The sequence below is a fragment of the Chromatiaceae bacterium genome, from assembly GCA_024235395.1.
Lineage (GTDB): Bacteria > Pseudomonadota > Gammaproteobacteria > Chromatiales > Chromatiaceae > Thiosocius.
The window spans coordinates 946,028-963,112 of record JACKMK010000003.1 but is presented as its reverse complement, the minus strand read 5'-3'; the positions used below and the strand labels follow the sequence as shown (position 1 = coordinate 963,112).

The window sequence follows — 17,085 nt, the reverse complement described above, 5'->3', positions numbered from 1 at the left end:
CGATTTCGAAGACACCCTGGGCTCAATATACGGGCTGTTATACTTGGTATTTTGTTAGACTCCTCGCTCGCCATGACAAAACTGCGCTTCCTGCAGCCACTGCTCGGTAACACCGCCACCTTTTTGAGCATCGCAGCTTACTTTGCGTTTGTTTTTCGGTTCGCGTGGAATCTGCCAGTCATGGACGACTACGAGACCCTACTCGCATTCGCCCTCGGGTTGCACGATGTTTCGGTGAATACGCTGATCGCCGAACTGCTACACAAGCACAACGACAGCATCTTCCTGCTGTTGCGGGGGCTGGCATTGTTGCAGGTCTTGATCACAAGCCACTTGGATTTCAAGGACCTGATCCTCATCGGCAACTCCGCCCTGGTCGCCGTCTTTTGGTTCTATTACCGCGCCATCTCGCGCCCGGTGCCGGCTTGGGGTTCGGTTGCTTTGACCACCGTTTTGCTGTTCTCGCCGACCAAGTACACCACAGCGACATGGGCGACGAGCTCAGTATCGCGCTTCCTAGTAATCGTTTGTGCGCTGGGTGCTTTTCACCTATTCGCCAGTAATCGACAACGCCACCAAATTGCCGCATTTGTCTGCGCCATACTCGGCGTCCTAGCAAACGCCAGCGGCATGTTGATCGCTATGTTGCTTGTCTTGGCGGCTTGGTACCGCTTCGCACGAGATCCGGCCCGCCAGCGATTGCTGCTCGCTATTTTCTCGACACTGGTAGCACTTGCCGTCGGCGCCTTATACGGCCACCAAGATCCGGTGCCCGTGCCCCCTGGAGTGTTCGACCGCTTATTTAACATCGCAACCAATCTAGACTATCTGCTGATCGTGACTGGATCCGCGATCGGATTTCACAACCCTGGCATTGCCGCCTGGGCCGGCGCGGCAACCATACTGCTGCTCGGTTACCTGACCATGTTCCAACACGAACACTTGCCACTACCTTGGGCGCTATTCCTGTTGTTTTTGTTCGCCAGCGCTATCGCAATTACCAGCGCGCGACCCGGACTCGCCGATCCGGCCGCACCGCGCTATCAGATCATATCGCAACTCATTTTTGCGACCACGATATATTGGGGCACCAAGGCACACGGCAACCTGCGGGCGTGGCAACTGCTGTTCAGCGTGGTCTCAATTGGTCTGGCAGTTTCGCTTTATGCCGCAACCATGCCGCGTGTGCAGAACTGGTCGGAATCAAACGCGGATGGCCTCGCGGCATTTCTTCAAAGCGGCGACTCACGCTTCCTTACGTTCGAGGACAAACGCAGGGCAGGAGCAATGCTCGAGGAAGCGATAAGACGCGGAATTTTTGTGCCGCCACCAGTGCTGCAGCACACACCGAACCGGCCGATTTGGTCGGGCAACACCTTGGTTGGTGTCGTATCCATGCGACCTCGCACGACCAACAACCCATTCCTGTTCGGATCTTCAGGCCGCCTTAGGGTTCGCCAATCTGGCACCATGGTCGACATCAATGCCTGTCTCATCGGTGATGCTTCAAACCGATTTCGCATATATGTCGGTTCACCACGCGTGCCTGCAGGCTTCGAATACAAAAGGAGTTCCCCAGCAAAAACAAAGCTCTGTTCGGGCGTTGACGGCACGCCGCTTTCGGAGTTCCAAATCACGCTAGACTATCGTCACGACCCCAACTTAACTGACATCCTGCAGAACTTGTGCCTGGCTTACGAGACCGACGCACGCCCGCTAGAATTGGTGCAGGGATCAAGCCCGGCTTGTGACGGGCTGCTGGCAGCAACTCGCGGACAATGAAGCTAACGTACCGACAACGGAATGGACTCCGAACAATCAATCCTTAACGTGAGGGCACGATAGCTCTGCGCTGCGCGGCAAGTACTTGTCGAACATGGCCTGTTCGAGAGGACCCATCTTGCTGCCATCGCCGTCAGTAGGACGCGCGAGTGTGCCGTTCCACGCCTCCCACCGGCGCCGCAACCCTTCCATCAGATGTGCATTTTCGGCAGATCGATTGCATTTCTCGCCCGGATCAGAAGCCAGATCGAACAGATACTCGCGGTCAGCCGCTCTCAGATACTTCCAGTTGCCAAGACGAATTGCCCCTTGGTGTCGAAAGCGCCAGAATATCGGACGCTGCGTGGCGTCTTTTTGCTCCAGCGTCAATAGGTCTTCACCGTCTAGCTGCTCATCGCGCGCGAGACCGGCAGCCGCCAGCACGGTTGGTACGACGTCGAGCGTGCTGACAGGCGCCGCATTAACAACGCCGGCGGCAACCCGATTTGGCCACGAGAGCAAGAAAGGGACGCGGATCCCGCCTTCAGTGAGCATGCCCTTCTCACCCTTAAATGGATCGTTCAGCGAGCCATTCCAACCGATGGCATCGATGGGGCGCCGATCGGCCTTGTCGAGCGCGAGCGGCGCGCCGTTGTCGCTGATAAAGAAAAACAGCGTATCGTTGAGCCAGCCCAAATCGGCCAGTCGCCCGCGCAATCGACCAACACCATCGTCGATCGCCGCCATCATTGCCAGCGCATAGCGCCTGCGCTCCGCAACATCCTTTGCGCCCGAATCGGTGCGTTCACGCGGAAACCGAGCCAAGTAATCGGGTGACGCCGCGAGTGGAACATGTGGCGCAAAATAGGCTAAGTAAAGGAAGAATGGCGCTCGCTCGCCGGATTGGAAAGCAGCCGCACGGCGCTCGATAAACGCCATTGCAGCAGCGGTCTGCACGTCGACCCGATCCCCTTCTGCTCGCAGCGGCCCATCATCTTCGGCGCGCGTCGCTCCATCGAGCTGATAGTTGGTGTCGTACTGTCCGAAATAGCCGGCAAAGTAATCGTCGAAGCCCTGGTTGCGCGGCATGAATGGCTGCGCCAGATCTGTAGGAATTCGCCGTTTGGCGAGCGGCGGCAGCGCACGGCCGATGTAGACCGCATTGCGCAGCCAACCCTCTGATTCGACATTCGGTTCCAGATGCCATTTGCCGACCATCCCGGTTCGGTAACCGGCATCACGTAGACGTTCAGCCAATGTCTTAACTGCAGTCGGCATTGGTGCGTCGAGGTGACTTTCGACGCTGAAGCGTTGCGGATAAATGCCACTGAGGATACCGGCACGCGACGGAATGCACACCGGAGAGGTTACGTACCCCGACTCGAAGCGAATGCCGCTCCGTGCCAGGGCATCGATGTTCGGCGTGCGAATATCGTCTCTTACTTCGTGTACGCCAATATCCGCCCAGCCTTGGTCGTCAGTAAAGACCAGCACGACGTTCGGTCGCACGGCTGCAGAGCAGCTGAGCGACAGCAGGAGTAGCAACACAAACCAAGCCATTCTCTGGCATGGCGTGTCCAGGGTTTGACAAGTAATTGAATCTATCATTTGTTCGCGACCGAAGACGAAACGCGGGCCGCCCATCGTTCGACTCACGGCGCCAATGCCGCAGAGGAAACGGTATACAATTTACGCAGCCAACAACTCCCCTGCAACTGTGTTTGGCATTCGGCCCGACAGTCCGGCATCAAAACCGCACTCCCCGTTCCACGGCGACGCTTCTGGCAGACACGAGCACTCATTGGGGTCACGTGAAGAACATTGCGGCAATACCCTCAGAGCCGTGGCGCAATAAATCAGAAACATCCGCACCGCGACAGACGGGCACTGCCTTCCCTCTGCGCTGCGGCCGGGTGTTAAACTGCTGCTTCCGGCGCGGGGCGTACAAACGCGTCGACTACCGGCTGCGACGGAGGGACGACTCGAAGCGTTGCGCATGAGCAACAAGAAAAGTCCGTCCATTCAAAGCGATCGCCTTGGGCCGCAGACTGAGGGGGCATTTGCGTCAACGTGAATCCAACGATCGAAACAATGCGTGGCTTGGCGGCACTGATGGTGCTAACGAGCCATTATCATAGCTTCTTTCTGAATTCGGACAGTGGAATATTCCAGTTTCTTGCCAGCGGCGTGGACTTGTTCTTCGTCATTAGTGGCTACCTGTTCGCCCAAAACATCCTGCATGGCATGCCCAAAATACCGGGCTATCTGTTGAGGCGTTTTTTCCGAATCTATCCGCTGTATCTGCTGTCGCTGCTCATGTATGCGGCAGCTACACCGTCAGACGAAGACAAAGCACTGTATTTCATACGTCACTTGTTTTTTTTGCAGACCACGCGCGACCTGGACGAATTGAACTTCTTTAACAGCGCCTACTGGACACTTCCGGTAGAGGTCGAATTTTACCTGGTGGTGCCGCTTCTGTTCGCGCTTCATCGTTGCCACCGGTTCGCACTACCGGGACTAGTGCTGCTGGCGGTTGCAGTCAAAGCATTACTCAATCTAGAGCCATTGGTTCCGCCAGAAATTTCGTTGGCACAGTTGGTAGACCACCACCTCCCGGGTAAATTTTTGGAGTTTTTCGCCGGTGTTGCTGTGTACAAGTCAACCCAATCGATGCCCGCTGTCGGCCGGATCAGGAGAGCGATTGCACTGGTCGCGGGGCTGGCATTGCTCGGCTGGCTGGCATCGATATGGCACGAACTGCGGGCACCCGGGATCCAGGAGAGTCCTTGGCTGCGACCTACATTCAACATTCTCGCGGCGGCCAGCTACGCCTTATTGCTGTACGGGCTTGTGTCGGCTCGGATGCCGGCGCGTTTGGCTTCATTCGGACTAACGGCCGGCGCGCTTAGCTACGGCGTGTATCTATTGCACCACTTGCCGGTCGTGGTGATAGAACGTTTCCAATTGCCGGCCGATGGGGGCGGAGGGTACCTGGCCGCAACGTTGTTCACCCTGCTACTGGCCACATTGTGCGCCTGGTTGGTTGAGTATCCGGCGCGACAATACGGCAGAAATCTGGCGCGCCGCCTGTCCGGCCCGGACACGACCGACGCTTGCGTGGAGGGCACTCTGCAAACCAACGCGCAAAAGGTTGCGGACAAGTAAGAAGATCAACGCGATGCTGCCGACGATTGGCGAAGCAAGTGGACGCCAAAAAATGCCCAATGGTCATTGAGGCAAGGGACGCCGAAGTGCATCCATTACATTGAAATAAAACGCTTCCTTGCCCATCACAGTAGGTTCCAAAGTGGCGACAATGCGTTGCATTGTCGCCACATCATTTCGGAGTGGTGACTGTGGTGCGAACCACGTCACACGGTGTCGGTGCAAAGATTCATCGTAATAACCAACGTACGGGACGATTCTGACTCGGCCGCGGCGGGCTAGGGCAGCAACTGTGCGCTGCAGATAAAACGGCCCGCCAAGAAAATCGACAGCAGCCTCTCTTTGGATCAATCCTTTCTCTCGGACATCTGAAATCACAGTGAGGCTACGACCTTCACGCAATCGCGCTGCTAATGCGAATACTCCATCAGTGGAATAGCAGCACTCAAAACCGGAAAGATATTGTCGCAAATGACCGTAGCGATACCAGAATCGTCCACGCGGGGTACTTCGGTCCTGATTGCGGCCAGTCGCAACCATTTGCGATGGAATGCCAAACTGCTGATAGAGGGAAGCTGGATACATGCCCCAATGCCCAAAATGCAGACTAGTGAAGACATAGGGCTCATCGGGATCAAGCAACTCAACCCCGACATGGTCGAAGCAGTGACGCAAGTGCCAACGATTCAACCACAACACTTCCATCGTCATCGATGACAAATAAGCGTCCCGGGGCGAGTCGGTTTGCGTGAGGTGTTGCAATGCGTAATGCATCCATCGATAAGGGATCGCCTTTGGAAGGACAGCGAATGCAGCCTGCACAATCGGTGGCTGCAAATCGATCCTAAACCCCGCCATCGCAATCTATCAGATCAGATTAAAGCGGCGGCTTTCTTCAGCGTACCCGAAGAATTCGAATGACCACGCTTCGAGATTGACCATCGCACTGTAAAGCGAACGAGGAACGTCAATCCACCCTTTCCCGGGATAGGGAATGACGTTCTGCGGAGGAACGGTCTGCACGAGTGCGCAGTCGACATCCTCACCGGCAGCGGTCAATATCGCACAAAGCTCATTCCGCAAATCTTCGAAACGCCCCACCCGATCCATTTTCTTGAAAAGATCAGCATGCTGCGAAATGAATGGTACCCCCTCGGCAACAACCTGCTCCAAAAACCCAACGAACGTGTCAGCGCCTTGGGCTTGATAGATGCTGACCGCATTCCAACCTGGATGCAATTCGCCCGTCCATCCAACGTGCGTGCGGTGATTCCAATATGACGCATACCAATCCATGGGGTGCCTCATGAAAATGAAATAAAACTTGCTGCTTTCCGCTGATCCATCGACCTTATCGGGATCTATCATATGAAAAGAATGATCCGCAGGATTATCTTCTCTATAGGGGATCCCACTACGGCGGATGATTTCGCGCACGAAATACCCCCCCGTTTTGGGGAAATGAAAGAAAACAGAGTGAGGCAGGATCAATGCCATAGCCGACTCATTTGCGCGAGTTGTTGTAACGGGCCACCAGCAGCAAAGCTCCAATAAACCAAAATTTGACGCGGCTAGCGGATGCACGATCGGGCCAAGCGACCGCAAAATACGCCAAAACCGCAGACATGCCGCCACTTCTCATGGGTTGCCCAACGCGCGCAAGAGGGGAGCCAGCTCGTTTCGGTACGACTCCCATGCTGCCACGGAAGCTCGGTACATAGGTTTACGAACCTGAAGCTTACTGGCAGTGTGAACGGCGCGATCCTGTTCGTAAAACCTCAAACACCTTTCGTCCCATTCCAGATCGCAATAATCCAGAATCTGCCGCACATGCACCTCCGGATCATTCACGAGTCGCTCATAGTCAATTTCGAGTAGCTCTCCGTGGTAGATACTTCTCCAGTGGCTCATCAGATCCTGGTACATTCGGTGATATTCGCCCAATTCCGTGAGGTCATAGGCATAAGGGTGGTAACCGGAAAAAAGCTGCTTGAAGATAGACCAGCAATTGTCTCGCGGATCTCGCCGGCAGTGAATGATTCGGGCATTCGGCAAGATCGCGCGTATCATTCCGACGCGCAGGAAATTATGCGGCATTTTGTCGGTCATGAACCGAGCATCCGCCGAGTATCGCCGGAGCTGCGCTACATATTCTTGACCGAATGCGTAGCGGACATCGTCCGTAATCTGCGTCATTCCAACTGGAAAACCGCCTAGCGGTTGCAAGTACTTTTCGGTGAGCTGTGGCAATATCGTGAGTTCACCGGCCCCGAAGACTTCAGGATGACTGGAAATTATCTGCTCCACCAGCGTGGTGCCTGATCGCGGCATACCGATAACGAAGATGGGCGTGGAATCAGGATAACCACCATTCGTCCATCTTGCAGCATTCTCCGCAGTGAAACACTCTTTTATCCCACTGAAGCGCTGGCGTTCTTTCGCAGTACTGTAGTCGTAGCCTCGACGGCGCAAGGCATTTCCAAGTCTTAGATACTTGAATGATTCGACCGGCCGCCTCAATCGTTCGTACGCGCGGCCTAGCGCGAAAGCCAAATGCTGACGACTAAACTCTTTCTTTTCTTCCGAAAATGCTACATGAATATGGTCGACAGCTATATCAAGATCGCCCTTATCCATTGCAAGCACCAGATGAAACCATGCGATACCAGAATTTGGGTTGTGGGACAAAGCCGTCCTCAATAGCTCATTGCCGCGTGCGATATGGCCAACTTCCTGAAGCGTGCTGCCCAGCCGCTCCAGTATATTCGCGTCACCACTGCCCTCGAACCGTTCATACAGAGACACCGCGTCACTCGTCTTGCCCTGCTCCAAATAGTATTCTGCCAACTCCCATGCGTCCTTAAATGAGCCAGGATTGGCGTCGACGATCGCTTGATAGAGTTCTTCTGCGATCTGACTCTCCCCCATATAGCGCCAATGACGCGCGAGGTTGCGCTGCGCTTCAAGATAAGACGGATTCAACTTGAGCGCCCGATGATAACCAGACAAAGCGTCGTCGGGGCGTCCCAATCGATGACAAACGACCGCATAATTGTTGTGGACCTTTGGATTGCCTGGGTCCAGGCGGATACTGACCTGAGTGGCATCCAGTGCGTCCTGCAGTCGATCCAGTTCGAGTAGGACAGCACCAAGATGGCCATGAACCAAAGCCGATTCGGGAGCTATCCTAACCGCCTTGCGCAGTACTTTCTCGGCTTGAACGAATTTTCCATTTTCCCGAAACATCTCTGCGAGATGCAGATAGGGCGCCAGGTTCCCTGGGGCACACTTTATCGCTCGGCGAAACCAAGATTCCGCGAGCGCAACGTTGCCGCTGCGAGCATACAAATCAGCCATAAGATGCAGCAATGACTGGTTGTTCCGCTGACGCGTCACAATTGGACTCAGCAAATCGATAGCAGCGGTGAAGTTCCCCTCAGCGACCAAAGTCTGCAACCGCGTTTGCAGTTCAGCCATTGGCGCGGCGCGTGTGGAACCCAAGCCGCCACCACCTTGTTGCTCATTCATGCCAGCCAATTCATCATCCCCCTTCCCAATTGCTGCCAAGAAACCGTCCGGTCATCCGTAAAAACGCTTCTCAACATCCCAATCAATCGGCACTCGAATCAGTGCCGGGGAACGGATTGAATCGGAATCAACAACTTCGATTTCCAAAACACGATAGTCTTCTATCTGCAACAGTGTTTTATCGAGCAAACCTGCTTTCACTTCGTACCCGCCCGCACGCAAAGCGTCCGTACCAACTCCAAGGACCACGCGATAGTCGCCGGGAACAAAAGTCAATGCCGGCAGTCCGCACTCAAGCGCCGTCTCGGCAACCAACCGCTGACCGGTCTGTGCACGGTCGATCGCCACTCCAAACACATAGCTCCCCGCGACTCGGATAGAGAAATCGATGACCACATGCATGAGCGTGCCGCGTACTATAATTGGAGAAATGTCAGTCGGTGATAGCGTGACATCCTTTACCGTGCAGCGAGGGCCGACCGCTGCAGCCCGCCGTGGCGATTTGGATCGCACGGGAACCCCCTGTTGTTCTGAAACGCTGTTTGCCGCGATATAGCGATCGACAATCACGCGGGCAGGCCCCACTGCCATGACGCTACCATTCTCAAGCCATAGCGCCTTGTTACAGAACTGCGTTACATGGTGCATGCTGTGTGAGCAAAAAATGATCGTGGCGCCATTTTCCTTGATCTCCGCCAGTCGACCAATACACTTCTGTTTGAATCGATGATCCCCCACGGCTAAGGCTTCGTCGACGATCAGGACATCCGGATCGACTGAGGTTACGAGAGAGAACCCTAGACGCATGATCATGCCGGTCGAATACGTCTTGACCGGCTCGTCAATTGCCGACCCGAGCTCGGCAAAACTCAAGATGTCTTTCAGACGACTTTTAATGAACCTATGAGGGATCCCAAGCACCTCGGCGGAATAGAATATGTTCTCCCGACCTGTAAACTCCGGGTGAAATCCGGTGCCGAGCTCCAAAATGGCGGTCACCCTGCCATCGACTGCGATTTTCCCATAGGAGGGAGCGAGCACCCCACTGACAAGCTTCATCAAAGTGCTTTTGCCCGCACCGTTGTTCCCTATGACGCCCAGGGAGTCACCTTCGTCGAGAACCAGATCGACGTCGCGCAGTGCCCAGTGGGGGTGGAACGACTCGCTACCGAAAAATAGATCGCGAAGTCGGTCCTGTGGACGTCTGTAGACGCGGTAGGCTTTACTTACGCCTTCCAAGCTGACGCGGGTCATAACCAATCCACCAGAATTCCGCGCGCACGCCGGTGAAGGAAGGCAGCGAACGCTGCCGCCACAGCCAACCAGATCAGTACCGTCAATACGAATGCGTATTGAGGTAATTCGCCATGCAGCACCAAACTATGGTAGCCCACGACAAACGGGGTCATCGGGTTGATAAACATCAGCGCTCGAAATCTCTCGGGAACGTCAACCATCGAGTACAGCACCGGCGCCAAGAAAATCAACATTCCCAGCAATACGTTGAAAACATGGCCAATGTCGCGCACGACGGACGTCAGGATTGCCAGTGAGTGCGCAAGATAAAAGGTGAACAGGACTTGCGCGACCAGCCAAAGCAGAAGAGGCAGCAAACTCGCTGGATCGATCCACGCCGCGTTGAAAGCCCATAGCAGAATCACGAAAGGCCCGTAGGTAACTAATGGCGCAAGAACAGCTTTTGCAGTCAACAATTCCAGAGGCAATCTCGTTTTCTTTATGAGTGTCGCCGCTGAGACCAAGCTGTTCGTGCCCCTGTTGGCCCCTTCAATGAAGCACAGCCAGGGAACCAGGCCGGAAAGCAAATAATGCGGATAGGACGCGTTAACGTCCCCACCGTGACGCATACCAAGAACAATACCGAAAGCGAAATAATAGGCGCTGATCTGCAAAAAGGGGCGCAGCAAATTCCAGCCAACGCCGATCGCTGACCCCGCATACTGTGCTCGGAGATCGCGGACCAACAGGACGACCAGCCGCGACCGCACAGCCCAAAGCTCAGTGAGCAGCGTCGCTCCGATTATCCGCTTCGCGAGACTGGACGGTGGCACCACCGAACCTCAGCGATTCTCACCCGCGCCCGGGGCTGCCTTCTTCTTTTCGCTATCTGCAAAGTAGTTTTCAAAGTAGCGCTGGACCGCGCCCTCATCGTAACGATAGTCTGCAGATTTCTTTATCTCCGTAATGTGTGCATTGATAGTCGTGCTTCGCGCCTGTTTTTTTGCTTGCGCCATCAGTGCACCTTTCACTTTGTCGAACGGTAATTTTGCACTGGGCGAATAGGCATTGAGCCGAATAATATGTAATCCGAACTGTGTCTCCACTGGCTCCGAGATACCTCCCGGCGACAGTGCGAGCGCAGCGTCCTTGAACGGCTCAACCAAACGCTTCGTGGCCATCACGCCGAGCGCACCGCCTTTTCTCGCCGTCTTTACGTCATCAGAATGCGCTTTGGCCAGCGCTTCAAACTGGCCCGGATCTTCCATCAACTGCTTATGTAACTCACCTGCGAGCTTCCGTGTTGCCGCCTCGTCACGGCATTGCCCATCGGTACGCAGGAGGATATGGGACACGTCTACAGTCTCATCCGCGAGATAGTCTTCGCTGTGGGCGATATAGATCTCTTTCGCCGCATTTTCCAACTCCTCGTCAGTCAACTGGCGGGCCAGGGAATCCATGCGGGCCTGCGCCAACCAGATTTCGCGCTGTCGCTGCAAGCGGATCTTCATTTCCGCTTCGGGGATCAACTGCTGATCTTGCGCCTCCAGCGCCAAGGCCCTTCTGGTTAACAAATTATCGACGAGGGTGAACATGACCTGGCGGTCGGGCTCGACCCGAATGTTCTTTTCAGCCCTGATCGCTTCAATTTCCTGGCTGAGGTCATCGCCAACCAGGGATTCCTGTTTATAGCCCCCCAGTTCGACGTGATTTCCTTTCGCATCAGCGAAGACGACACCCGTTGAATACAGCGATACCAGCAGAACAACGATCGATATTAGATTCATATTAATACTACTCATGGCCCCCCAGTACCGGGTACTGGTGACACCAATGGCCTTGGTGAGATGGACAAATCAATCATCGCGGCCGAATGCAGCCGGAAAAATGCTAAGACCACCGTTAGAACAACAACAACACCGGAATGTTCATTTAGCGCGGTCACCGACGGTATCGTTAACTATTAGACGCGGTGGATTAAGACTACGAACACATACAATGCAGTACTTGATTTCCACGTGCCACCTCATACCCAGATCAGGGCACAACAGGGATGCCCGGGACCGAGCAGAAGGGACCACGAGTTTTTTTTGAACACTCGATCTTTGACCAATAGATCGTAATCCATGAGTCGACTCGGCCAAGCGGACACGCCGCCAAACCCGAACGAACCGGCCGAGCATCATCACTCCTTACCGATGACTCGCCCCGTCAACTCTGCGCCAATGAAAAAGGCAGCGGGAAAACCCGCTGCCCTTCTCCAGTAAGCATCACCGGGATTGCGATGCTTTTAGGATGGCCCCTTAAGGAGCGACAACTACCGCATCCATCAGATGATGGCTGAAGGTCGCCCCACGCGGAACCGTGTCACCCGTGTTGGAGATCGCGGCAAAGCCAGCCAACGGAAGCCCGCTGGCGGTTCCCAACGTGTAAGCGGAGAAGTCGAGACGACCCCATCCATTAGCACTGTTGAAGCCACTGTCAAGACCAACGTACTTCGCCACTGAAGACGATTTAAGTACCGCCGAGTCACCGGTGTCCGATTGGTTGAACGCCATCACGTTAACCTCGTAGCACAGCTGGAACGCTGACCGCTCAGTGCCGCCCGGCGAGAAGTCGATCGACCCAGGCGTGCTCGGCTCATGCTCTTCCCTGTTCCAGTAATTGAAACCCACGGTTTCGCAAGCCTCACCAGTAACAAGGTCCTCGTCAGCCGTGAACGGCGGCAGTGCTGCAACAACATCGGGGTCAACATCAGGATCCACGTGCAGATAACGCGTCGGGAAGGTGACGACCCATTCGGTCTCGAAGTCGGTGCCGGTGATGTAATCGTTGGAGAGGCCGGCCCGCATCAGCGCGAAGGTGGTTGCATCACGCTTGGCCGCAGCGGCGGCCGAACCCAACACGTCTTCGGCCGGAGCGCTGATATCGCCAGTAAACGCCTCCGACACAGTCCCGACTGCGGTGCCATTCACAAACTGGCTACCGGTATAGGTCTGAACACCGTCACCAACGAGTGCCGCCGGCGTGCTGAGGTCTGGCAGATCGAAATATTCGACCAAGCCGAGGCCTTCTTCACCTTCGTCGAAGGCAAGGCCATCGTCCGTCGTATAAGGCGTGAGCTCCGTAAGTCCAGTATCGTTCTGCGGGAACCACAGCGGCGCCTCTGCCCAGCCTCGCAGGGCTGTGGCTTGGTAGGTGAAGTAGGTACCGTCGGCCGGGTTGTACACGGCCGCATGACCGTACAGACCGCCCGTCGGGTTCGCCATATCTTGAATTATGGGATTGACAGCGGCGCCATCGCTCAACGAGGTTTCGGTCACAGCGATCGACGAACCGTCGCCGAAAGGCTGAAGGGCTACAGCAGCCGTCCAGTTGCGAACCAAGTCACAATCGACCGGAACATCGTTGTCCGGGTCATGCGTAATGGCATCACGTACATCGTCGTTGCCGGTGTTAGGCAGTTCCGCCATTTCCAGGATCTCAATGTGGCCCTCAGAGAGGCGGTTCGGCACAGAATCGCCCTCGTACTCATTAGGAATACGAGTCGCACTGAATGCCGGTTTCGCCGCGGCAACATCCGGCACCGTACAGGACGAATCATTCGTCGAGATTCGGACAGCATTTCCCTCGCGATAAACGATCGCGCTCCAGTGGTCGTGGTGGGACAGGTAGACGGTGAAGTCCATGACGTCACGGGAACCGACGCCCTCACGGAAACGAACTTTTACCGCCTTGGCCTCGTTCGTCGTATTGGTGACGGTAATGAACGTCACGTTGCCGTTCATCGCACTGTAGTAAGGGTAGAGCAGCGCTTCGCCCACGCCATCGGTGCTCGTGTTGATTGCGCTGGCCAGCATGGGGCTCCCCAGTCCTGCGACGATCGCCGAGGACAGAAGCGTCTTTTTCATCTTCATTAACAGTAGCTCCTTCATATCGCTTTACAGATGTTGTCGACAACGGCAGCAATATCTAGTGTTTGGGTCAGATACCGCAAGCTCAAAGTCTAACGTGGATTCAAAACTTGGCGCAACTACTTGAATCGACGCATTTCACAGAAATAGTCACGCACCAATAATTGTCAGCCAGGAGTGCTCCGTTTCACCTCATATTGCCCCCTCCCTACTGAACTCCGAGCCAATGTCGCCCTGCAAAACGCGCCCTAACGCTTGGGCACCAACCACCAATTGCCATCTTGCAGAATCCATGCCTCGGTAATTTCGGTGGAACTCGAATAGGACGGAAAGAGTTCGTTGCCCACATAGCTGTAGCGAGCATTCACCGTGACAACGCAGCGATCTTCCTCACACTTCACCGACTGGATGTCGGCACCTTCCCATCGCGTCTTGCCAGCAAACCGCAGCATAAATGCATCCTTGCCAACCCGCGCCCGGAATCCCTGAGAAAGAAGCTCATATGCGTTCGTGTACTGCTGGTCAACCATAGCGCCCCAGTAGGCCATTGATCGGGCAGCCACTGCCTTCTCGGGAGAAGGCGTGCTCGGAGCGCGAGCACACGCAACCAGCCCCACACCTACCAAAGCCAGCAGCAAAAACCGCTCCACACCGCCCTCCGCAAGGCGCCATTTGGCCGCTCGAACTGGACAAATCCCTCTCCATCAACGAGAAATTCCGTCCCAACATTTGCACTTGTGCGTCATTGTAGCAGAATCCCAGCAATCGTCACGTGGAAAATATTCAATGACGCCAAATTTGCGCAAAATCGCCCGAGGGCACTGCGCTGTTGCGGGAATGCAACATATTTCAGCCTGTGGCTTTCGAGCCTAATCTGAGGCTCGAATGAATCTTCCGGTAGATCCCAAAAACCGCCGATACGACAAAATTTTCGGAACTGAAGTCCTGACTCACCCCCCACTTACCCACCGACAAATAGTCCGCGAGGCGTGCCGCCAGAAAACAACACCGTCCGCCAGCGTGCGTTTGCATCTGACACAGACATATCGACAAAGACAGCCCTTCCTTTAGCCGAAACAAGAGGAATCCTACCGCCAGGGTCGAGGATGTTCAGATCTCGCTTGCGATCAAAGCCTCCACGTAATCCGATCCGGTGGATGCATCCAGTTTCGGGGGCGTTTCCAGCTTCCAGTCGGTGTAGCCACAGCGCCCCATCGACTCGGCCAAAGCATTGCGGTAAAACTCGACGTCTTCCGCGGTAAACATTTGCTTCCAATTGTCTACTGTCATGCTACGCCGCGTCCATTCAAACCCCTCAACCGAACGATCTTGCGATAACGCAAATCCGAGATAGGCCTCAAGAGCCGAAGAATGCCCCGACATGAAATCCTCGTACCGGACCACGTGCACCAAATGCCGCCAACGCTCAAGCAATTGAAAATACTCGCCAATTCGGCCGATTTCCGCTGGGACAGATGAAACAGGCTCACCAGTAATCGATGCCAGGCGTCGGATCATTTCGATAACCGGCATTGCCGACGGATTACACTCCTTCTCCCGCAGAACGGCCAACCACGCATCCACCTGATTTCGGTCGTAACCGGCACGACGGACATACGGCAGCAGGTAATAATAGAGTCGACTTATGATCTCGTCACGTGGGTCCCTGACAATTGCGACCTTGTGTGAAAACTTCAGCGCACACCCGTTTTGAATGATCAATTCTCGCTCTTCGGGAAAAGCGTTCCAGTGCTCGACGATCAGCTTAACCACAACGCGTTGTTGCTCCTCGGCCCAAGCCGCGTTCTCAAAGAAAGACAGCTGCTTTGGCTCGAGAAAATAACGGGCGCGCGGGATCGAATGCTGAATCGTCTTCGAGATGACGGTCGTTCCGGTCTTTGCGCGCCCCAAAACAAGGACGCGGTAGGCAGTTGGCAGATCAGGCAAAAAAACAATCCGTTCGTGACTGCGAGTGATGCGCCCAAGTACCGGTAATAGCCAACGACATCTGGCTCGTCGCGGAAGGGCGCCGGAATTGTCGTACAAGACCTCGCACTTGTCCAAGCGCAAATGGCTGACGCCGCACGGGTCTCAGACGAGCGCGCTATTCATCTCGTAGTCGATCGGCGACAACATATGCGGGCCGGCGCTTGACTTCGGTGTAAATCTCAGCAACGTATTCTCCAATGATCCCTATTCCCAGCAGGATCATACTGCCCATTCCGAGGATAAGAACTATGACGGTAGGGAAACCCTCCTCAGATTGGCCGCGCCAATGGAGCCAGAGCGTCTGCAGGGTCAGCGCGATACTGAACATCAGCCCTAAAACACCAAACCAGGTTACCAACCGTAGTGGCATAGACGAAAAGCTAACTATTGAGCGACGCGCCAGTCCAACCAAGCGACCGACCGTCCAGCTCTTCGAGCCGTGAGCTCTAGGAGGCGGCTCGAATTCCAAAGCCACACTGTGCATACCCAGCCAGATTGTAAGACCGCGAAAAAACCTTCCAACTTCGGGAAGACGCAGATATTGCTCGACAGCCCTTCTGTCAAGTAGTTTGAAATCTGTTGCATTGCGAATATCGATACCGCAGAAAAACCGAAACAACCCGTAATAGACCCAAGCGGCCCACCTAAAAAAGAGCGCCTCTTTCTGTCTCCGAATCTTCACCGCCTCAACAATATCGACCACAAAACCTTCTCGCCAAATCGCAACCATGTCGCTAATCAATTCCGGGGGATGCTGCAAGTCTGCATCCATGACCACCACAGCTTCACCTTGGGATATCTGCAAACCCGCCAGAATTGCGGCTTCTTTCCCGAAATTCCGACTGAAGCGCAACCCCTTTAGATTGCCATGAGCACCGCCTAGGTTGCGCAACACACAGATTTCTTCCCAGCTTCCATCAGTCGAGCCGTCGTCAACGAAAACCACCTCCAATTCACAGCTGATCCCCTTAGCTACAGCGTGCAGTCGATCCAGGACCTCACGGAGGTTACACCTTTCATTAAAGACAGGAATGACGACAGATAAAATCAACGAGTCCCGCATTACAGTCCCTATCGAAAAATCATACGCTTTGATATCAAAAAATTGACTACTACGATGATAGTTTCCACGCCGACCTTAGCGACGACCTCGTTGACGTTGACAAACCAGGCCAACCAGAGAATTCCCAACAGACTTAATATAAATGATAGCAGCCAGAGCATGGCGTACGACAGCACCTGCCTTCTTAATACGGAGCCATGATAGCGCCGATCTAAGAACACATAATCCTTGTGGCCGAAGAATGTAATCACGGCGCCAATCGTTCTTGAAACCACCTGGGCTAGAGGAACACCAAGACTTGGATACAAAATGGAGAATATCGATATATCCACTAGCCACGCCGCTCCACCGACCAACAGATAACGAGAACCCTGTCCGACGTATTGACGCAGACGTTCTCCGTATAGCGATTTCACACCCATCGCC

General features: G+C 54.8%; 14 protein-coding genes. 2 read left to right on the top strand and 12 right to left on the bottom strand.

What is annotated here, in order from left to right; genetic code table 11:
* The first annotated feature begins 72 nt into the window (after positions 1-72).
* On the top strand, positions 73-1,782 hold the full coding sequence (locus H6955_17745; protein MCP5315407.1) for a hypothetical protein: 1,710 nt from the start codon (positions 73-75) through the stop codon (positions 1,780-1,782).
* 36 nt (positions 1,783-1,818) lie between these two features.
* Here the strand turns inward: H6955_17745 and H6955_17740 are convergent, their stop codons facing one another.
* Positions 1,819-3,405, bottom strand: coding sequence for a sulfatase-like hydrolase/transferase (locus H6955_17740; protein MCP5315406.1), 1,587 nt, complete (start codon positions 3,403-3,405; stop codon positions 1,819-1,821).
* 426 nt (positions 3,406-3,831) lie between these two features.
* Here H6955_17740 and H6955_17735 point away from each other — a divergent pair, with 426 nt between their 5' ends.
* A complete protein-coding gene (locus tag H6955_17735) occupies positions 3,832-4,929 on the top strand; it encodes an acyltransferase (GenBank protein MCP5315405.1) in 1,098 nt (365 codons plus the stop codon).
* A 63-nt stretch (positions 4,930-4,992) separates the two neighbouring features.
* On the opposite strand, the gene H6955_17730 is transcribed toward H6955_17735, so the two are convergent.
* From H6955_17730 to H6955_17680, 11 genes are all read right to left on the bottom strand, one after another.
* Entirely contained in the window at positions 4,993-5,766 is a 774-nt protein-coding gene (locus H6955_17730; protein ID MCP5315404.1) for a hypothetical protein, read from the bottom strand.
* Positions 5,767-5,796: 30 nt separating this feature from the next.
* Positions 5,797-6,426, bottom strand: a complete 630-nt coding sequence (locus H6955_17725; protein MCP5315403.1) for a hypothetical protein — start codon at positions 6,424-6,426, stop codon at positions 5,797-5,799.
* A 141-nt stretch (positions 6,427-6,567) separates the two neighbouring features.
* Positions 6,568-8,457, bottom strand: coding sequence for a sulfotransferase (locus H6955_17720; protein ID MCP5315402.1), 1,890 nt, complete (start codon positions 8,455-8,457; stop codon positions 6,568-6,570).
* 51 nt (positions 8,458-8,508) lie between these two features.
* Positions 8,509-9,711 (bottom strand): ABC transporter ATP-binding protein, encoded by a 1,203-nt coding sequence (locus H6955_17715; protein ID MCP5315401.1) that lies wholly within the window; start codon positions 9,709-9,711, stop codon positions 8,509-8,511.
* Positions 9,708-10,526 (bottom strand): ABC transporter permease, encoded by an 819-nt coding sequence (locus H6955_17710; GenBank protein MCP5315400.1) that lies wholly within the window; start codon positions 10,524-10,526, stop codon positions 9,708-9,710. The genes H6955_17715 and H6955_17710 overlap by 4 nt, the downstream gene beginning before the upstream one ends.
* A 9-nt stretch (positions 10,527-10,535) precedes the next feature.
* Positions 10,536-11,495 (bottom strand): peptidylprolyl isomerase, encoded by a 960-nt coding sequence (locus H6955_17705; protein ID MCP5315399.1) that lies wholly within the window; start codon positions 11,493-11,495, stop codon positions 10,536-10,538.
* 501 nt (positions 11,496-11,996) lie between these two features.
* On the bottom strand, positions 11,997-13,628 hold the full coding sequence (locus tag H6955_17700) for a hypothetical protein (protein ID MCP5315398.1): 1,632 nt from the start codon (positions 13,626-13,628) through the stop codon (positions 11,997-11,999).
* A gap of 227 nt (positions 13,629-13,855) precedes the next feature.
* Positions 13,856-14,257 carry a hypothetical protein gene (locus H6955_17695; GenBank protein MCP5315397.1) on the bottom strand — a complete coding sequence of 134 codons (402 nt, stop codon included), beginning with the start codon at positions 14,255-14,257 and terminating at the stop codon, positions 13,856-13,858.
* Positions 14,258-14,717: 460 nt separating this feature from the next.
* Positions 14,718-15,554 (bottom strand): hypothetical protein, encoded by an 837-nt coding sequence (locus H6955_17690; GenBank protein ID MCP5315396.1) that lies wholly within the window; start codon positions 15,552-15,554, stop codon positions 14,718-14,720.
* Between the two features lie 157 nt (positions 15,555-15,711).
* Positions 15,712-16,659 carry a glycosyltransferase family 2 protein gene (locus H6955_17685; GenBank protein MCP5315395.1) on the bottom strand — a complete coding sequence of 316 codons (948 nt, stop codon included), beginning with the start codon at positions 16,657-16,659 and terminating at the stop codon, positions 15,712-15,714.
* 8 nt (positions 16,660-16,667) lie between these two features.
* Complete coding sequence (locus tag H6955_17680; protein MCP5315394.1) at positions 16,668-17,075, bottom strand: GtrA family protein; 408 nt, start codon at positions 17,073-17,075, stop codon at positions 16,668-16,670.
* Positions 17,076-17,085 lie beyond the last annotated feature (10 nt).

Coding starts and splice junctions, on each gene's coding strand:
- H6955_17745 (MCP5315407.1), top strand. CDS start 73: ATGACAAAACTGCGCTTCCTGCAGCCACTGCTCGGTAACACCGCCACC.
- H6955_17740 (MCP5315406.1), bottom strand. CDS start 3,405: ATGGGCGGCCCGCGTTTCGTCTTCGGTCGCGAACAAATGATAGATTCA.
- H6955_17725 (MCP5315403.1), bottom strand. CDS start 6,426: ATGGCATTGATCCTGCCTCACTCTGTTTTCTTTCATTTCCCCAAAACG.
- H6955_17720 (MCP5315402.1), bottom strand. CDS start 8,457: ATGAATGAGCAACAAGGTGGTGGCGGCTTGGGTTCCACACGCGCCGCG.
- H6955_17715 (MCP5315401.1), bottom strand. CDS start 9,711: ATGACCCGCGTCAGCTTGGAAGGCGTAAGTAAAGCCTACCGCGTCTAC.
- H6955_17705 (MCP5315399.1), bottom strand. CDS start 11,495: ATGAGTAGTATTAATATGAATCTAATATCGATCGTTGTTCTGCTGGTA.
- H6955_17700 (MCP5315398.1), bottom strand. CDS start 13,628: ATGAAGGAGCTACTGTTAATGAAGATGAAAAAGACGCTTCTGTCCTCG.
- H6955_17685 (MCP5315395.1), bottom strand. CDS start 16,659: ATGCGGGACTCGTTGATTTTATCTGTCGTCATTCCTGTCTTTAATGAA.